This is a genomic window from Sphingomonas sp., from assembly GCF_040398505.1.
In the GTDB taxonomy this organism is placed as follows: Bacteria; Pseudomonadota; Alphaproteobacteria; order Sphingomonadales; family Sphingomonadaceae; genus Sphingomonas.
Genome location: NZ_JBBATX010000047.1, coordinates 1 through 15,812 on the forward strand (window position 1 = coordinate 1; position 15,812 = coordinate 15,812).

The following is a 15,812-nucleotide window of genomic DNA, read 5'->3' on the forward strand; positions in this document are numbered from 1 at the left end:
ATGCCCGACGGGCGCATCCTGATCGATAGCTATCACTGCTCGCGCTACAATCAGAATACCGGACGGCTGACACCCAAAATGTTCGAGGCGGTTTTCGCGCGGGCGGTGGCATTGCGGGGCACGCTTGATAATAAAAAAGGAAGCTAATTGGAGCTTCGGTGATTTTACATTCAAAAAATAGACCGTTTATATTTTGATCATGGATCGAAATGCGAGTCTTGTGGCCGTTTTCATGGAGCGAGCGCGGGCTGTTGCGTTGGGAAACGAACGCTATTCGACGATATCGCCAAAAGATTTACTGAGAATCGCCACCAATCCGGCAATGCGAGCAGAATTCCAGCGCGAGTTCACCGGTTCCAACGATCCGGACTTTCGCTTGCAGATCGAGCAATTCGTTCTCGATCTCGCGGATTCGCTCGACGCGGATTCTCAAAGCGCGGATCGAAAGGTTGATTTGCTCGATCGCGCGGGAATGACGATCGCCGCCAGCGTTACCGCGACCGGGATCGGTGCAACGGCTGCGGCCTTTTTTACAGGGGCGACCGCTGGATCGCTGCTCGGCCCGATCGGCACGCTGACCGGCGGGTTGATCGGCCTGGTCGCTGCCGCCGCGGGACGTCACACCTTGAAAACACGCTCGGATGAGAGCAAATTTGCTGCACGCAAACTGCGCCGCCTGATAGGACGTGGCTAGATGACTGCTACCGCAATAATGCTGGGTCTTGGGCTAAGCTGCGCGCTTTGGTGCATTGGGTTTGTGCTTTGGATCGTCTACTTGGATAGTAACCAACGCGCCAAGATGCTGTCTGTGATGACCGATGCGCTGGAAGCGATCCTGGCTCGAATGGGCGAGGTCCGCCGCCAAAAAGACCGCTCCACCGCTGCGATGTAGGCGGCGCGCTTAGATATCCTGCACCAACTGCCCGTACAGATCGGGCCGCCGATCACGGAAGAAACCGAACGCCGCGCGGTGCCGCTTGATGCGGTCGAGACCGTGCGTCGCGACGACCTCGCCTGCGCGGTTTCACCCCAGCACCGTACTCAGCACGTCAGGATGGAAGCCCCATCCGGCAAAGCCACACAGCCCGAGAAACAGCCCAAAGCCGCCAAAGGCCCAGCCGGCAAACAGCAGCGGGAAACTCTCCGCCAGCGCCGCCACCGCCGCCATCGAGATCGCGGTCGAGAGCGCGGCTTCGCTCGCATCGAACTGATCGTCATGCACGTTGAGTGCATCGTAGCGATCGGCAAAGGCTTGCGCCTGTTTCGCGAGCGCCGGCGCCGCGCGCGTATATTTGGCGATTTCGCCGTCGGCCCGGAGAATCGCCGCACTGGCTGCAGCCTTTGCCCCAGCGGTGGCGGCGAGCACGACCATCTCGTCGCGCGCCGTCTCGGCGATATGCAATTTGGTCTTGGTCGCCTGATACTCGCCCCAGCGGTCGACCGAATCGGCCTTCGCTTGCGCCATGTTCTGGACGATGTTGCCGTCCTTGATATTACCCAGACCCATGAACACCGACAGCACGACGACGGTGATCGCGACCCAGCGGTTGAGCCGCTTGTCCTTGGCTTCGGCGCTGACTTCAATGTCCATGACGGCGAATCCACCATGCTGCCTGGCGTGACGCCAGTGAATTCGGCGTCATCCAAGCTTCATCCGTGCCGTGAAGCGTGGTAGTAATAGTCTGTTATCGGGAGAGAGCCATGCTGATCGCAACCCTCGTCGCGCTATCGAGCGCCACCGCCGCGACACCCCCCGCCAAGCCCACGAACCTCAAGCCAATGTGCCGTAATCCCGGCATCATCCTTGCGAATTCCGAGGGCAGTATCGCGATTCGCCCCTTGGCCGACGAACCGCCAGCGCGGCAGATCAAGGCGGTGGTACGCGAGATCGACGGCTGCAACACGCCGATCGTCGTCAATGCTGAGGTCGGCACGCCGCGGCGTTAGGCGACTGCGTCGGACGATCTGCCTCAGATGTCCTGCACCAGCCGCCCGTATAGATCGGGCCGCCGGTCGCGGAAGAAGCCGAACGCGGCGCGGTGGCGCTTGACGCGGTCGAGATCGAGCGTCGCAACGATTACCCCCGTCTCCTCGCGGCCGAGTTCCGCCAGAATATCGCCGCGCTCGTCGGTGATGAAACTGGTGCCGTAGAAAGTCTGGCCGTGTTCTACCCCGATACGGTTCGCCGCCACCACCGGCACGACGTTCGACACCGCGTGCCCGACCATTGCGCGCCGCCACAGCCGCGCGGTGTCGAGGCTGGTATCGTGCGGCTCGCTGCCGATCGCGGTCGGGAAGAACAACACGTCCGATCCCATCAGCATCAGCGCGCGCGCCGTTTCGGGATACCATTGGTCCCAGCACACGCCCACGCCAAGCGTGGTGGCGTCTGGCCCCGGCCACACCTTGAATCCGGTATTGCCGGGGCGGAAATAGAATTTCTCCTCATAGCCCGGCCCGTCGGGAATGTGGCTCTTGCGATACACCCCCTGCACCGCGCCATCGGGGCCGATCATCGCCAGCGAATTGTAATGATGCGGCCCGTCCGCCTCGAAGAAGCTGGTCGGGATCGCCACGCTGAGTTCGGCCGCGAGCTTCTGCATCGCCAGCACAGCCTTGTGCTGCCCCACCGGTCTGGCTTGCGCGAAGAGGCCCTCATCCTCGACCCGGCAGAAATATTCGCCTTCGAACAGTTCGGGCGGCAGGATCACTTGCGCGCCCTTGCCCGCCGCCTCGCGCACCAAAGCGGATACGGTGGCGATGTTCGCGTCGATATCCGACGTGAAGGCGAGTTGCAGCGCGGCGACGGTGATCTGGGTCATGCCGCCCCATATCGTCTTTTGCAGCCCAGTTTCAAACCCGGAACCCGATCGGTCGCTCGGCATCACGATGCCGGGGCGGGATACTTGACCGAGCGCGCGGAACGATTTATTGACACCAATGTCAGTAAGGATCGAATCGATGGCAAAGCTTCCTCCCTTCCCCGGCACGAACGGTCACCGCGACTGGCGCACGGCGTTCAATGCGATCCGGATCCTGCTCGCAGACGGCGACGATACGACGCAGGTGTTTCGCATCATGCGCGCGCTCAATGTCGGCAATGCGCCGATCAACTATGCGCGATTGCTCGCCACGACCGAGGGTGGGCGGCTCGCCTGCGAACAAGTCGAATTGGCGCAGCGCTTCTCCGATCCCGCCTATGTCGCCCGTTTCGCGCCCGGTACGGTTGGTGCTGCGTATCGCGATTTTCTCGCGACCACGGGTTACTCCGCCGATGGCCTGGTCGAGGTCAGCAAGGTCATCACCGAAGATCAGGTGCAGCATCCCTATGCCTGGTTCGGACGGCGCGTGCGCGACACGCACGACATTTGGCACGTGCTGACCGGCTACAAGGCCGACGAATCGCTCGGCGAGGCCTGCCTCGTCGCGTTCAGCTATGCGCAGGTCGGCGGGCTCGGCTGGGCGTTCATCGGCGGCGCGGCGGCGCTGAAAAGCCTCGGCGCGACCCGCGGCACGCTGTTCGCCCGCGCGGTGTGGGAGGGCTATCGCCATGGCCGCCGCGCGAAGTGGATTTCGGGCGAGGATTATGAGGCGCTGCTCGCCGAACCGATCGCCGCCGCCCGCGCGCGGCTCGGGATCGCGACGCCGGTCGCCTATCTCAAGGCGCAGCGCGAGCTGGGGCCGGAATTGGCGTCGTACCTCAGCAATCGCGGCGAAGCCGCCGCCGAACCGGCCCCAGCGCCGGAACGCCTCGCCGCCTGAGTCCTGCTCACGTAAATTGCGAAAGCTGCGTGAGCCGGTAGAGCGGGTCCAATGCTCGCGCGCCTGATCCTCACCGATTTCCGCAACCATGCCGCTCTGACGATCGCGCCGGGGCCGGGTTTCGTCGTGCTGACCGGCGAGAATGGCGCGGGCAAGACCAATGTGCTGGAAGCGGTGTCGCTGCTCGCGCCCGGCCGCGGCTTGCGGCGGGCGGCGCTGGGCGACATGGCGCGGCAAGGTGGCCCCGGCGGCTTCGGCGTGGCAGCGGATTTGACCGGCGCCGTGGCGATCGCGACCGGCACGCACGCCGCCGCGCCCGAACGGCGGATCGTCCGCGTCCAGAGCGCGGCGGTCGCGGCGACCGCGCTCGCCGAATGGCTGACGGTGGTGTGGCTGACCCCGGCGATGGACCGCCTGTTCGTCGAACCGGCCGGCGAGCGCCGCCGCTTTCTCGACCGGCTGACGCTAGCCTTGTCCTCGAGTCATGCCGTCCATGCCAATCGCTACGAAGCCGCGATGCGCGCGCGCAATCGCTTGTTGGCGGAGGACGTGCCGCCCGATCGCGAATGGCTGTCGGCACTCGAAGCGCAAATGGCCGAGCATGGCGCAGCGATCGATGCGGCGCGGGCCGAGACCGTCGCCGCGCTGACCGCGCGCTTGCTCGAGCAATCCGATGGCCCGTTTGCACGCGCCGGGCTCGCGCTCGAGGGCTGGACCGGGGCGGGCGATACGCTCGCCGCCGATCTCGCGCGCAGCCGCGCGCGCGATGCGGCGGCCGGGCGTGCGCTGGTCGGCCCGCACCGCAGCGATCTGGCGGTCACGCATCTCGGCAAGGGTCAGGCCGCGGGCCTGTGCTCGACCGGCGAGCAAAAGGCGCTGCTGCTCGGCCTGATCCTCGCGCATGCCGATCTAGTGGCCGAGCGCAGCGGCGCGCCGCCGGTGCTCTTGCTCGATGAGGTCGCGGCGCATCTCGACCCACTCCGTCGTGCCGCCTTGTTCGAACGCCTGGCGGGCAAGGGACAAGTGTGGATGACGGGGACGGAAGACGCCCTGTTCGCCGATTTGGGAAGCGATTTTTTCCGCTTGCAGTTGACCTAGCGTCAACCGCTACACCGTCGGCATGACCACGATTCTCGACATTGCCGACGTCGCCCGCCTAACGGGCTTGAGCCCGCGCGCCTTGCGTTTTTACGAAGCACGCGGGTTGGTAACGCCGCTGCGCACGGCGTCGGCGCGACGGCTTTATGATGCCGCCGCGCTCGAGCGGTTGCATCAGGTTGTTGCGCTCAAACGCGCCGGGCTAAGCCTTGCGCGGATCAAGCAGCTGTTCGACCGTCGCGCGATCGACTTGCGCGCGCTGATCGTCGCGCAGCTCGATCAGGTTACCGAACAGGCGCAGGCGCTGGCCGATATCCGGACCATCCTCGCCACCACTTTGTCCCGCATCGACCGAGGCGAGCCGATCGATGCCGCGACCTTCTGCTCGCTGATCCGATCCGGAGAAGCAACGATGGAACATCCGATGAAAGCGGTCGTCGATCGCTATTTCAGCACAGACGACAAAGCCGAATGGGCCAAGACCGCCGCGCCCGCTTATGAAGGCATGGACTATGCGGCGTCCCAGGCACAGTGGCGCACGCTGAGCGACACGATCGAAGCCGCGCTCCCGCTCGACCCCGCCGGGGCCGAGGCGCAAGCGTTTCTCGATCAATGGTTCGCGCTCTTGCAGCCGTTCACCGCCGTGGCGACGCCGCAGATGTGGAACGGCGTCGCACAGATGTATGCCGAAATGCCCAAATGGGAGAAGGAGGCCGACCCGGGCTTTTCGTACACGGTCTGGCAATTCATCGCGAGCGCCACCAAGGCCCGGCGCGACGCCGGCGGGACAATCGATGGCCCCGCGTGGATGGGCGGCGACCGCTAAGCGGCGAAGCGGCTCGGGACAGCACCTCCCGGGCCGCGATTCGTCCATTTCGCGTCTGTCCTGCCCACCCCTCTAGCGGCCTGTCGGTTCGACGTTGTTAGCTGGCGGATCACGCAGCGCATCTAGCGCGATCCGCACGGCACGCAGCGGCGGCAAGATGCGTGCGATATCGTCCTGCGCAATCGCTCCATCGAGCAGCGGTAGCAACGGAGCGATCGCCGCGAGTCCGGCCTCGCGTGCTGCCCGCCCGGCCGCGGTCAGCGACACCAGTTTCGCGCGGCCATCAACCGGATCGGGTCGGATCGCGATCAATCCGGCGCGCTCCATCCGGGCAAGCGTGCTGGTCATGGTCGGGCGCGTCACCTGAAACGCGTCGGCGAGCTGCGCGGGCGAGCGCTCGGCATGGCGTAAACGGACGAAGTGATTGAGCACGGTGAATTGCGCGCGCGTCATCCCGTCGGGTAACGCGCGCTCGAACACCGTACTGGCGAGCTGATCGATGATCGCGATCTCGTTGAACAGCTCGAACGCCAAGGCCGCGGCCGGCGCGGAGGGGTCGGTCATGTCAGATGCGTCTCCAGCGGCCAGCGCGGTGCCGGTGGCACCGTCGGCCCCTTGCCGATCCGCGCGAGCATCTGCAACCGCGCACCGGGCGCAGCGCCGATCAATGCATGGACTTTGGCAAAGGCGGGGGCCATTTCGGGATATTCCTGCAAGGCTTGGCTCAACGGATGCATCGCGAGGCCAAGCAGCGTCGCGCGCAAATTGGCGCGGGCGTAGCGCCGACCGGCATCGAGCTGTTCGACGCGGCTGTTGCCGGGCGTCACGATCCAGATGAGCGCGGGGATCGAGCCGCAACTCGCGCGGACCTGATCCAGCCCGGACTTGAACGCCATGCTGGTCGGATCGGCGAGCTGCTGGCGATCGATCATCCCGACGGCCTGCAGACCTTCGAGCAACGGCCCGCGCCCGGCAAGGCCATCCGGATTTGCATCGATTTCGGCATGGCCGATGCGGAACAGCCTGACGCTTTCCAGCCAGGTGCGCGGTGTCGTCACCTCGGTGGTCATCGCGCCGACGGCAAGCGGGCGCATTTGGGCGAGCAAGGCCGGATCGGTGCTGGTGGTGACGCCCTCAGCAGCTACGTCGCGCAATTGGACAGCGGATGGCGGGGTGGCGTCATACACTTCGCGGTTGGTGCGGCGTGCCGTGATCGCGGCGAATAAAGGATCGCGCACCAGACCCGGTATTTTGCGGAAAACGAGTTTCGCCACGGGTCGCGCATCGAGGCGCGGTTGCGGCTCGTCCGCCGGGAAGGGTGTCACCGCGACGGCATAGCCACGCTCGGCCGCCGCGATCCGCGCGAGCTCGATAAAGGTACCGAAGCCGATCGTGATTTGGCGATCGTACGGATCGGTCTCGGGTAAGCGCTTGGCAAGATCGCAGCGGATCACTGCGGTGTCGCGCCCGACAAGTTCGATCAGCCATGGTTGGCGATTGTGCGGATTGGGGGCGAGGATCGCGTAGCGAAACGCATCGAGTCGCACATCGGCGGGCGGCGTTGGATCGATCTGCCATGGCGCAACCGCCGAAACGGGATTCCGCGTGACACGCCAAGCGGTGCCGCCGCCGATCAGCGCGACGCCTGCCGCGCTGACACCGAGGATCATCGATCGCCTGGAAACCTGCATGGACTTGCCCCTCATGGTTAGACACCTCACTATCTAGTTTGATATCTAATCATAGTCAAGGCCGCAGATTGGGGAAGTGCAAGCGAGTCAACACTGTCGGATTGGCAGGGTTGAGCCGCGACGCGTCCATTTCGCTGCCGTTTTTCGCCCGCCGACCGGGGCGCTCGCGCGATAATCTAGAGTCGGTCGAGAATACCGTCGCGAAGTGCCGTGACGAGTGCGTCGCCGTCGGGCGATTGCCACAAGGTGCCGCGGTCACCGGCAAGCATCGCGCGCTTGTCCGCGTCGGTCAGGATGTACGACCCGGGCTGCTTGGCGGCTGCACCGGGCGGAAGCGCCGCCGTCGGCGCACCACGGCTCCGCCCGCGGACCCGTCCCCGCGAATCGACGAGCAAGGTGCACGGCAGCGTCCCGCCATCGCCCATCGGCGATGGCGACAGCGTCTGCATCAGGCGCTTCCCGCCGTTCGGCTCGACCAGCAGCGGCAACCCAGCGACGCGGGCTTGCGTCAGCCGCGCGGTCGCGCCGGCGAAATCGAGCTTTTCCGCGCTGCCGGTCAGCACGGCGACGATGTCGAAGGTCGGTCCCGCGAACCGTCGGCGCAGCGCGGCGAAATCGCGCGCCTCGACCAGACACGGCGCGCACCATTCCGCCCATAAGGTGACAATCCGCGTTTTGCCACGCAGGCTGTCGAGCGAAAGCTTCGCCGCGCCGTTCGACACTTTGATCGGTGGCAATGGCAGATCGACCTTTTCGAAGGTCAGCGCGAGCCGGTTTTTGTCCAGCGGGGTGCCCGTGAACAGCCGCGGACCGGATTTCAGCGTGAGAATGGGCGCCGCTGATAGACGAGCAGGGCTGGCGAGCCCGGCAAGCATGCCGCCAAGGATCGGACGACGATCAAGTCCGCCACCGATTGCCACGACATTTCTCCCGGTTCGGCCCCAGCGGGCGGCTTGTTCCTGTCCCTTTGCCTGCGCTGCTATCGTACCGCTTCAGCACGACGCCGGAGAGTGGCGCAGGCATCCGCACACCGCAAGCGGCGATCGCCCATTTCGCTTCCGTTTTTCGCCCGCCGACCCTATATACTCGGCATGGCAACCACACCCGAAAGCAATAACCTCAACACCCCGAATCAAGGCGACTACGGTGCCGATTCGATCAAGGTGCTGAAAGGCCTCGACGCCGTCCGCAAGCGCCCCGGCATGTACATTGGCGATACTGACGATGGCTCGGGCCTCCACCATATGGTGTTCGAGGTGTCGGACAATGCGATCGACGAAGCGCTCGCCGGGCATTGCGACCGGATCGACATCACCTTGAACGCCGATGGCTCGGTTTCGGTCGAGGATAATGGCCGCGGCATCCCGACCGGCATCCACACCGAGGAAGGCGTTTCGGCGGCCGAGGTCATCATGACCCAGCTCCACGCCGGCGGTAAGTTCGAAAATACGTCGGACGATAATGCGTATAAGGTTTCGGGCGGTCTGCACGGCGTCGGCGTCTCGGTGGTCAATGCGCTGTCCGAATGGCTCGATCTGACGATCTGGCGCGACGAGACCGAGCATTACATGCGCTTCGCCTTCGGCGATGCGGTGGCACCGCTCACGGTGGTCGGCCCCGCCCCCGGCAAAAAGGGAACCAAGGTCACCTTCTTCCCCTCGCCCGCCACCTTCAAGATCACCGAATTCGATTTCGACAAGCTCGAGCATCGCTACCGCGAACTCGCCTTCCTCAATTCGGGCGTGCGGCTCTATCTCAACGACGCGCGCCATGCCGATCTGAAGACGGTCGAACTATATTATGAGGGCGGCATCGCCGCGTTCGTGAAATATCTCGATCGCAACAAAATTCCGCTGATGCCCGAGCCGGTCGCGATTTCGGGTACGCGCGATGACGTGACGATCGACGTCGCGCTCGAATGGAACGACTCCTATTACGAGAACGTCCTCGCTTTCACCAACAACATCCCGCAGCGCGACGGCGGCACGCACATGGCGGCGTTCCGCGCGGCGATGACGCGCACGCTCAACAATTATGCCGAGAAGTCGGGCATGTTGAAGAAGGAAAAGGTCACGCTGACCGGCGACGACATGCGCGAGGGTTTGACCGCGATCGTCTCGGTCAAGCTGCCCGATCCCAAGTTCAGCAGCCAGACCAAGGACAAGCTGGTCTCGTCCGAAGTGCGCCAGCCGCTCGAAAGCCTGATGGCCGACAAGCTCGCCGAATGGCTTGAGGAAAACCCCGCGCACGGCAAATCGATCATCCTCAAGATCATCGACGCTGCCGCCGCGCGCGAAGCCGCCAAGAAGGCGCGCGAACTGACCCGGCGCAAGGGCGTGATGGATATCGCCTCACTCCCCGGCAAGCTCGCCGATTGCCAGGAACGCGACCCCGCCAAGTCCGAACTGTTCCTGGTCGAGGGGGATTCGGCCGGCGGCTCGGCCAAGCAGGGCCGCGATCGCCATTTTCAGGCGATCCTGCCGTTGCGCGGCAAGATCCTCAACGTCGAGCGGGCGCGCTTCGACCGGATGCTGTCGTCAAAGGAAATCGGCACGCTCATTCAGGCCATGGGCACTGGCATTGGCCGCGACGACTTCAAGATCGAAAAACTGCGCTACCACAAGATCGTCATCATGACCGACGCAGACGTCGACGGCGCGCATATCCGCACGCTGTTGCTGACCTTTTTCTACCGTCAGATGCCGGAGATCATTACCAACGGGCATCTCTACATCGCGCAGCCGCCGCTCTACAAAGCGACGCGCGGACGCTCGGAAGTGTATCTCAAGGACGATAGCGCGCTCGACGAATATCTGGTCGAGGCGGGCGTTGCCGGTACCGTGCTCGAAGGCGTTCAGGGCGGGACGCGGTCGGGCCAGGATCTGCGGATGCTGGTTGACCATGCGCGGCGGATGCGGACGCTGATGCGCTATATCCCGCGGCGCTACGATCCGACGATCGTCGAAGCGCTGGCAATGGGCGGCGCGCTCGATCCGGCGCTCGATCTTGCGGCCCGCCGCGACGTCGTGGTGCAGGTCGTGCGCGGGCTCGATGCCGGTGACCCCGAGGCACGCTGGTCGGCGCGGCTGGCCGAGGATGGCGGCTTCCATGTCGAGCGCGTGTGGCGCGGCGTGACCGATCATCACATCATCGAAGGTGCGTTCCTCGGCTCGGCCGAAGCGCGCAAACTGCACGGCCTCGCGGTCGAGCAGGGCGAAGCCTATGAACAGACCGCGCGGATCGTCTCATCCAAGGCAGCGGCGGCGGCGCAGGCCGAGGTCGATGCCGCCGAGGATGCAGCGGCCGCGACCGAGGCACCGGCCCAGGCCCCCGTGGCGACCGCCGCAAAAGGGTCGACGATGGTCGCGCGCCCGTCGCAATTGCTCGACGCGATCCTCGCCGCCGGCCGCAAGGGCCTGTCGATCCAGCGCTACAAGGGTCTTGGCGAAATGAACGCCGAACAATTGTGGGAGACGACGCTCGATCCGCAAGCGCGCTCGATGCTCCGCGTCGAGATCGAGCAAGCCGATGTGGCGGACGAAATCTTCACGCGGCTGATGGGCGATGTGGTCGAGCCACGCCGCGAATTCATTCAGGAGAATGCGCTAAGCGTCGCCAATCTCGACGTCTGACGCGCCAAGGTGAGGGAGAGGGCATGATGCGTGGATTTCTGACGGGTGCGGCAGCCGCCGCGTTGATCGCAACCGCCGCCGTTGCGGCCAGCGTTCCGGCCTCCAAGCATAGCGCCAAGGAAACCGCGCGTGCGGTGGCGGCGGGCCTCGCCAACCCGGCGCGCGCCGAACAGGCGGGCGACGATGCCCGGCGCAAGGCCGCCGAAGTCCTCGCTTTTTCGGGCGTCGGCCCCGGCGACGAAGTGCTCGATTTCTTCCCCGGCGGCGGATATTGGACGCGGATCTTCGCCGGCGTGGTCGGCAAGACCGGCCATGTCTATGCAATCTGGCCGGCCGCTGGCGCCAAATATGCCACCAAGGCGCTTCCGGCGCTCGAAGCGCTGCATATCCCGAACGCCTCCGCCAGGGTGCTGGACGTAGGCATCCTCGCGGCGCCGGAGCCGGTCGATATCGTCTGGACCGTGCAGAACTATCACGACGTCAACAATTTCGGTGGTGAGGCAGCGATCGATGCGTTCAACGCCGCCGTCCTCAAATCGCTGAAGCCGGGCGGCACCTATATCGTGATCGACCATGCCGACCCCGGCACCGGGCTTGCGAGCACGGCAACGACGCATCGGATCGATCCGGCCACCGCCAAGGCCGAGGTCGCCAAGGCCGGCTTCGAATTCGTCGGCGAAAGCGATGTGCTGCGCAACCCCGCTGACGACCATAAGGCCAATGTGTTCGATCCCGCGATCCGCGGCCATACCGACCAGTTTGTCTATAAATTCCGCAAGCCCCGCTAAGCGTACACCTTAACCGAGGGCCGCGCGCAGCGTCGCGCGGACCCCGGATCGCGCGCCGGGGCTCCCGGTGTTATATTCGACGTTCGTCTGCAGGCTCTGCGCCATCGCGCGGATCAGCTTGGTGCCGACACCGGTGCCGCGCGCGGGCGCATCCGCCACCATGCCGACCCCATCATCCTCGACCGCGAGCCGAAAATGCGCATCGCCTTCGTCGATCAGCGACACGCGGACCTCTCCGCCCCCGCGCTTTTCCCCGTCACTGGGATAGGCGTATTTGCACGCATTGCTGACCAATTCGGTGACGATCACGCCAAGCGAGACGGCGCGGTCGGTCGACAGCCGGATCGGGTCGGCGGCGAGCGACAGCCTACGCGGGGCGGCCGGCGTCGACCAGGTCTCGCCCAATTCCTCGACCAGCGCGCCGAGATACTCGCGCATATCGACCTGTTCGACATCGTTGCTGGTGTAGAGTCGGCGATGCACTTGCGCGATCGCGGCGATGCGGCGCTGCGTATCCTCAAGCGCGAGCCGCGCTTCGGCATTGTCGAGCGCGGTGGCTTGCATCCGGACCATCGCCGAGACGATCTGCAAACTGTTGGCGACGCGGTGGTTGACCTCGCTCAGCAGCGCCTCAAGCCGGGCATTGCTCGCACGCAACTGTTCCTCGGCAGCGATCTTGTCGCGTTCCAGCGCGCTGCGCGTGAGCACCAGCGCGAACGCGCTGGCGAGCAAATCGAAAAAGTCACTGCCAACGGTCTTGACGACATAGTCCGCGGCACCAGCCTTCAACGCCGCAACCGCGACCTTTCCCTCCTCGGATCCAGTGACATACACGACCGGCGGTGCCGCAGGCAGCGCGCGTAAGTGCCGCAACGTCTCCAGCCCATCCATGCCCGGCATATAATGGTCGACCACGATCAGATCGAACGCGCGCGCGCTGGCTAGCGCAACGCCCTCCGCCCCGCTTTCGGCAACCGTCACGTCAAAACCATGCCGCGCGAGCGTGCGCGCCGCCAGACGCCGGAGACCGGCGTCATCGTCGATATAGAGAACCGTGGTCACGCCGACGCTTACCCCTCTGGTTCCATGTCCGGCACCTGAATGACCGACAGAAACAGGCCAAGCTGCCGGATCGCCTGCGCGAAACTCTCATAATTGACCGGCTTGGTGATGTAGACGTTGCAGCCGAGATCGTAGCAACGCTGAATTTCGACCTTGTCGTCGGTGGTCGTCAGCACCACCACCGGCGTCCGGCGCAGCGGCCCGTCGGTCGCCTTGATCTTCGCCAGAATGTCGGTGCCGCTCATGTCGGGCAGGTTGAGATCGAGCAGCACCAGCGCCGGGCCATTGCGCTGCGGACCGTCGGCTGCGTTGAACAGATAGTCGAGCGCGCTCGTGCCGTCGGTGAAATGCGTGATCGTGTTGCTGATGCCGGCGCGGCGGATGTTCTTCTCGATCAGCCGGGCATGGCCCTCATCGTCCTCGATCATCACGATGCTGACGGTCTTGTGGTCGGTCATGGTGCTTTCCCCGAGGTCGCTAGGACGGTTGCGTCGGTCAAGGTGACCGGCAGCGTCAGGCGGAATGTCGCACCTTGGCCGAGTTCCGACGCCACGTCGATCACCCCGCCCAGCCGGTACGCGAGCGTGCGGACATGCGCGAGCCCGATCCCCTCACCCGGCTGATCCTGATTGCCCGATCGGCGGAACAGGTCGAACACACGGCTGTGGTCGCTCGGCGCGATACCGCGGCCATTGTCTTCGATCTCGAACGTCACGCGGGACCCAGCGCACTTGCCGCGCACCACGATCTGTCCGACGCGCTTGGGATCGAGATATTTGACCGCATTCTCGATCAGATTCGAAAAAATCTGTTCGGTCGCCAGCCGGTCGCTGACGATCGTCGGAAGCGGGCGTTCGACGCTCACCGACGCGCCACGCTGGGCAAGCTGCTGGGTCAAGCTCGCGGTGATCCCGTCGATCATCGCCGCCATGTCAAGCGGCTCGGGCGTGATGACGCGGCGCCCTTCGCGCGACAGCTTGAGGATCGCGTTGATCAACCGATCCATTTTCTGCGTCGAGCTGCGGATAAAGCCGATCGCCTCGGGCAAATCCTCGCGCACCGCAAGCCGCGCTTCCGCGCTGACGATTTCGGGGGCATGCGCCTCGGCGCGGTCGATCAGCGCGCCCAGCGCGACGGTTGCACCCTCCAATTCGGCGGTGAAGCCCATCACATTGACCAATGGGCTGCGCAGATCGTGGCTGACGATATAGGCGAAGCGCTGGATTTCGTCATTGGCGCGCGTCAAATCAGCGGTGCGTTCGGCAACTTGCTCCTCGAGCGTATCGGCGAAATCGCGCACCTTGTCGCGCGACGTGGCCAAATCGCGGGTATAGCGCAGGACGGTCGCCAGCGTGACCGCCGCCACCAGCACGAGCAACAGCCCGGCAATGGCGAGCGTGCTGTAGAACACCTGCACGCTTGCGCGCTGTTCGGCATTGCGGATCGCGAGCAAGCGCTGTTCCTCGGCCGCCATCGCGCCGGCGAGCGTCCGCACCGCGCGCATCCGGCGCGCGCTGGTCTCGGCCTCGAACAAGCCGAGCGCCGCGGCACGATCGCCGCGCAGCGCCACCGCGATCGAGCGTTCGCGCTGCCGCCCCAGATCGTCGGTCAGCGCACGCAGCTTCGTCAGATTGGCTTGCTGCAGCGGATTGTCGCGGGTCAGCGTGGCGATGCGCGCGATCAGCCTCGGCAAGTCGGCCATCGCGGTACGATAGGTGTCGAGATAGATCTGCTCACCGGTCAGCAGGAAGCCGCGGCGCGTCGTTTCGCTTTGCTCGATCGCGATCCGCGCCCGGTCGATCGCGAGCTCAACCTCATAGGTATGGTTGACGTCGCGCGTATGCGCTTCATTGCTGGCGGTCGACCAGGCAGCGGCAATCCCGGCGGCGACCAGCGCGGCGAACCCGAGCGCCATTGCGGCGACGAGGAACCGCCCCATCCGTCCTTCGGTGACGCCGAAACCCAAGACCATGCGCTGCGCCATTGCGAGCACCCTTACGCAGCGGCACCGCTATTGACCAGCCGCGCCATCTTGATTTCGATCAAGCAGTTAGCGGACCTCAATCGCGCGAAGAATTCCCGCGTCGCGCGCGCTCCGTCTCGGCGGTGAAACGGACATCCTCGTCACGGTCGCCGAGCATGATGGCGAGCGAGTCGTCGCTAATCTCGCACCAGTCCTTGCCGCGATCGGGACCGGGGCGGATCACGCGCGGGAGCAAGCCGGGCAGGCGCGACCATTCCAGCAATTGCTCCAGCCCGACCGCATTGAGCGCGTCGCGCAAGTGGAAAGCCGTGACATAAGCATCGGGAAAGGCGCGATGCGCCGGCAAACCGCGCTCATGCTCCAGCCCCACGGGCTTGCGCCAATAGCGCAGCATCTGGTTGGAGAAAGCCGGCGTATCGGGCCATAGCCGCAGCGCGCACTTCCACGTGCAGATCCACGGTGCATCGCGCGTCAGCGCCGGGCTGCAAAACTTCTCCTCATAGAGCGAGCGGTGCGCGGCGAGCGCAACGCGCCTGGGATAGGGATCGAGCACGCCGCGCGCGACATCGTGCCACAGCGGCGCGTCGGCGACCTGTTCGTCGAGAATGTGGTGGATCGTTTGCGTTAGCGGCGGGATCGGCCGCCCCGGATTGACGAGCCGCGACCCACCTTCGCCGTGAATCTCCCAGCGGCCATCCGCGCCGAGTGCCACATCCTGCCACCCGATTTCGCACACGCCGTGCAGCGGCGGCGCTTCGCCGGTCGTCTCAAGGTCGATGACGCGGATGATCTGGGGGGCGGGGGGGGGCATGTCGCCTAGGTGGCGTGTTCTTGGGGCGATTGCGAGGAAAGAAGACGCTCTCGCTGAGGCGGGGAGGCGCGCAGAGCAGAAGATTGTCTCACACAAAGACACTAAGACACAAAGGCGCGAAGCGCGTTCAAACACCGGTGCCTGACCGGAAGAAACCG

17 protein-coding genes and 2 pseudogenes are annotated in these 15,812 nt (G+C 65.0%); 9 read left to right on the top strand and 10 right to left on the bottom strand.

The window, feature by feature from the left end:
* The 3 genes and pseudogenes from ABWP09_RS07800 to ABWP09_RS07810 all read left to right on the top strand — a co-directional run.
* Positions 1 to 147: pseudogene (locus tag ABWP09_RS07800) on the top strand (uracil-DNA glycosylase); the annotation flags it as partial.
* A gap of 73 nt (positions 148 to 220) precedes the next feature.
* A complete protein-coding gene (locus ABWP09_RS07805; RefSeq protein WP_353204581.1) occupies positions 221 to 694 on the top strand; it encodes a hypothetical protein in 474 nt (157 codons plus the stop codon).
* Positions 695 to 892, top strand: coding sequence for a hypothetical protein (locus ABWP09_RS07810; protein ID WP_353204582.1), 198 nt, complete (start codon positions 695 to 697; stop codon positions 890 to 892). It abuts the gene before it with no gap.
* A 9-nt stretch (positions 893 to 901) separates the two neighbouring features.
* Here the strand turns inward: ABWP09_RS07810 and ABWP09_RS07815 are convergent.
* Positions 902 to 1,015: pseudogene (locus ABWP09_RS07815) on the bottom strand (N-carbamoylputrescine amidase); the annotation flags it as partial.
* A 9-nt stretch (positions 1,016 to 1,024) separates the two neighbouring features.
* Positions 1,025 to 1,591 (bottom strand): DUF4337 domain-containing protein, encoded by a 567-nt coding sequence (locus ABWP09_RS07820; RefSeq protein ID WP_353204583.1) that lies wholly within the window; start codon positions 1,589 to 1,591, stop codon positions 1,025 to 1,027.
* Positions 1,592 to 1,701: 110 nt separating this feature from the next.
* Between ABWP09_RS07820 and ABWP09_RS07825 the strand changes: the two genes are divergently transcribed.
* Positions 1,702 to 1,947 (top strand): hypothetical protein, encoded by a 246-nt coding sequence (locus tag ABWP09_RS07825; protein WP_353204584.1) that lies wholly within the window; start codon positions 1,702 to 1,704, stop codon positions 1,945 to 1,947.
* Positions 1,948 to 1,970: 23 nt separating this feature from the next.
* On the opposite strand, the gene aguB is transcribed toward ABWP09_RS07825, so the two are convergent.
* Positions 1,971 to 2,822: an N-carbamoylputrescine amidase gene (aguB, locus tag ABWP09_RS07830; RefSeq protein WP_353204585.1), complete on the bottom strand. Its 852-nt coding sequence runs from the start codon at positions 2,820 to 2,822 to the stop codon at positions 1,971 to 1,973.
* A 139-nt stretch (positions 2,823 to 2,961) separates the two neighbouring features.
* Here aguB and ABWP09_RS07835 point away from each other — a divergent pair, with 139 nt between their 5' ends.
* Genes ABWP09_RS07835 through ABWP09_RS07845 form a run of 3 tightly spaced genes read left to right on the top strand, consistent with a single transcriptional unit; the run spans position 2,962 to position 5,686 of the window.
* Positions 2,962 to 3,762: a Coq4 family protein gene (locus ABWP09_RS07835; RefSeq protein ID WP_353204586.1), complete on the top strand. Its 801-nt coding sequence runs from the start codon at positions 2,962 to 2,964 to the stop codon at positions 3,760 to 3,762.
* A 51-nt stretch (positions 3,763 to 3,813) separates the two neighbouring features.
* On the top strand, positions 3,814 to 4,860 hold the full coding sequence (gene recF / locus ABWP09_RS07840; protein ID WP_353204587.1) for a DNA replication/repair protein RecF: 1,047 nt from the start codon (positions 3,814 to 3,816) through the stop codon (positions 4,858 to 4,860).
* 22 nt (positions 4,861 to 4,882) lie between these two features.
* A complete protein-coding gene (locus tag ABWP09_RS07845; RefSeq protein ID WP_353204588.1) occupies positions 4,883 to 5,686 on the top strand; it encodes a MerR family transcriptional regulator in 804 nt (267 codons plus the stop codon).
* Between the two features lie 72 nt (positions 5,687 to 5,758).
* Here ABWP09_RS07845 and ABWP09_RS07850 read toward each other — a convergent pair whose 3' ends face one another.
* The 3 genes from ABWP09_RS07850 to ABWP09_RS07860 all read right to left on the bottom strand — a co-directional run bounded on the left by ABWP09_RS07850 (position 5,759) and on the right by ABWP09_RS07860 (position 8,297).
* Positions 5,759 to 6,250, bottom strand: a complete 492-nt coding sequence (locus ABWP09_RS07850) for a MarR family winged helix-turn-helix transcriptional regulator (protein WP_353204589.1) — start codon at positions 6,248 to 6,250, stop codon at positions 5,759 to 5,761.
* Positions 6,247 to 7,356, bottom strand: coding sequence for an Acg family FMN-binding oxidoreductase (locus ABWP09_RS07855; protein WP_353204590.1), 1,110 nt, complete (start codon positions 7,354 to 7,356; stop codon positions 6,247 to 6,249). Before ABWP09_RS07855 ends, ABWP09_RS07850 begins: the two co-directional genes overlap by 4 nt.
* Positions 7,357 to 7,553: 197 nt before the next feature.
* On the bottom strand, positions 7,554 to 8,297 hold the full coding sequence (locus ABWP09_RS07860; protein ID WP_353204591.1) for a TlpA disulfide reductase family protein: 744 nt from the start codon (positions 8,295 to 8,297) through the stop codon (positions 7,554 to 7,556).
* Positions 8,298 to 8,468: 171 nt separating this feature from the next.
* Here ABWP09_RS07860 and gyrB point away from each other — a divergent pair, with 171 nt between their 5' ends.
* Positions 8,469 to 11,009 carry a DNA topoisomerase (ATP-hydrolyzing) subunit B gene (gene gyrB, locus ABWP09_RS07865; protein WP_353204592.1) on the top strand — a complete coding sequence of 847 codons (2,541 nt, stop codon included), beginning with the start codon at positions 8,469 to 8,471 and terminating at the stop codon, positions 11,007 to 11,009.
* 23 nt (positions 11,010 to 11,032) lie between these two features.
* Complete coding sequence (locus ABWP09_RS07870; RefSeq protein ID WP_353204593.1) at positions 11,033 to 11,797, top strand: class I SAM-dependent methyltransferase; 765 nt, start codon at positions 11,033 to 11,035, stop codon at positions 11,795 to 11,797.
* Between the two features lie 9 nt (positions 11,798 to 11,806).
* Here the strand turns inward: ABWP09_RS07870 and ABWP09_RS07875 are convergent, their stop codons facing one another.
* The 4 genes from ABWP09_RS07875 to ABWP09_RS07890 all read right to left on the bottom strand — a co-directional run bounded on the left by ABWP09_RS07875 (position 11,807) and on the right by ABWP09_RS07890 (position 15,654).
* Entirely contained in the window at positions 11,807 to 12,859 is a 1,053-nt protein-coding gene (locus ABWP09_RS07875) for a sensor histidine kinase (RefSeq protein WP_353204594.1), read from the bottom strand.
* A gap of 8 nt (positions 12,860 to 12,867) precedes the next feature.
* Complete coding sequence (locus tag ABWP09_RS07880) at positions 12,868 to 13,317, bottom strand: response regulator (RefSeq protein WP_353204595.1); 450 nt, start codon at positions 13,315 to 13,317, stop codon at positions 12,868 to 12,870.
* Entirely contained in the window at positions 13,314 to 14,843 is a 1,530-nt protein-coding gene (locus ABWP09_RS07885) for a sensor histidine kinase (protein WP_353204596.1), read from the bottom strand. Before ABWP09_RS07885 ends, ABWP09_RS07880 begins: the two co-directional genes overlap by 4 nt.
* A 76-nt stretch (positions 14,844 to 14,919) precedes the next feature.
* Positions 14,920 to 15,654, bottom strand: coding sequence for a 3'-5' exonuclease (locus ABWP09_RS07890; RefSeq protein WP_353204597.1), 735 nt, complete (start codon positions 15,652 to 15,654; stop codon positions 14,920 to 14,922).
* Positions 15,655 to 15,812: the final 158 nt, after the last annotated feature.

What these genes read in the sequence shown, in the direction of transcription:
- ABWP09_RS07810 (WP_353204582.1), top strand. Translation starts at nt 695, where the DNA reads ATGACTGCTACCGCAATAATGCTGGGTCTTGGGCTAAGCTGCGCGCTT.
- ABWP09_RS07820 (WP_353204583.1), bottom strand. Translation starts at nt 1,591, where the DNA reads ATGGACATTGAAGTCAGCGCCGAAGCCAAGGACAAGCGGCTCAACCGC.
- ABWP09_RS07825 (WP_353204584.1), top strand. Translation starts at nt 1,702, where the DNA reads ATGCTGATCGCAACCCTCGTCGCGCTATCGAGCGCCACCGCCGCGACA.
- aguB (WP_353204585.1), bottom strand. Translation starts at nt 2,822, where the DNA reads ATGACCCAGATCACCGTCGCCGCGCTGCAACTCGCCTTCACGTCGGAT.
- ABWP09_RS07835 (WP_353204586.1), top strand. Translation starts at nt 2,962, where the DNA reads ATGGCAAAGCTTCCTCCCTTCCCCGGCACGAACGGTCACCGCGACTGG.
- recF (WP_353204587.1), top strand. Translation starts at nt 3,814, where the DNA reads ATGCTCGCGCGCCTGATCCTCACCGATTTCCGCAACCATGCCGCTCTG.
- ABWP09_RS07845 (WP_353204588.1), top strand. Translation starts at nt 4,883, where the DNA reads ATGACCACGATTCTCGACATTGCCGACGTCGCCCGCCTAACGGGCTTG.
- ABWP09_RS07850 (WP_353204589.1), bottom strand. Translation starts at nt 6,250, where the DNA reads ATGACCGACCCCTCCGCGCCGGCCGCGGCCTTGGCGTTCGAGCTGTTC.
- ABWP09_RS07855 (WP_353204590.1), bottom strand. Translation starts at nt 7,356, where the DNA reads ATGATCCTCGGTGTCAGCGCGGCAGGCGTCGCGCTGATCGGCGGCGGC.
- gyrB (WP_353204592.1), top strand. Translation starts at nt 8,469, where the DNA reads ATGGCAACCACACCCGAAAGCAATAACCTCAACACCCCGAATCAAGGC.
- ABWP09_RS07870 (WP_353204593.1), top strand. Translation starts at nt 11,033, where the DNA reads ATGATGCGTGGATTTCTGACGGGTGCGGCAGCCGCCGCGTTGATCGCA.
- ABWP09_RS07880 (WP_353204595.1), bottom strand. Translation starts at nt 13,317, where the DNA reads ATGACCGACCACAAGACCGTCAGCATCGTGATGATCGAGGACGATGAG.
- ABWP09_RS07885 (WP_353204596.1), bottom strand. Translation starts at nt 14,843, where the DNA reads ATGGCGCAGCGCATGGTCTTGGGTTTCGGCGTCACCGAAGGACGGATG.
- ABWP09_RS07890 (WP_353204597.1), bottom strand. Translation starts at nt 15,654, where the DNA reads ATGCCCCCCCCCGCCCCCCAGATCATCCGCGTCATCGACCTTGAGACG.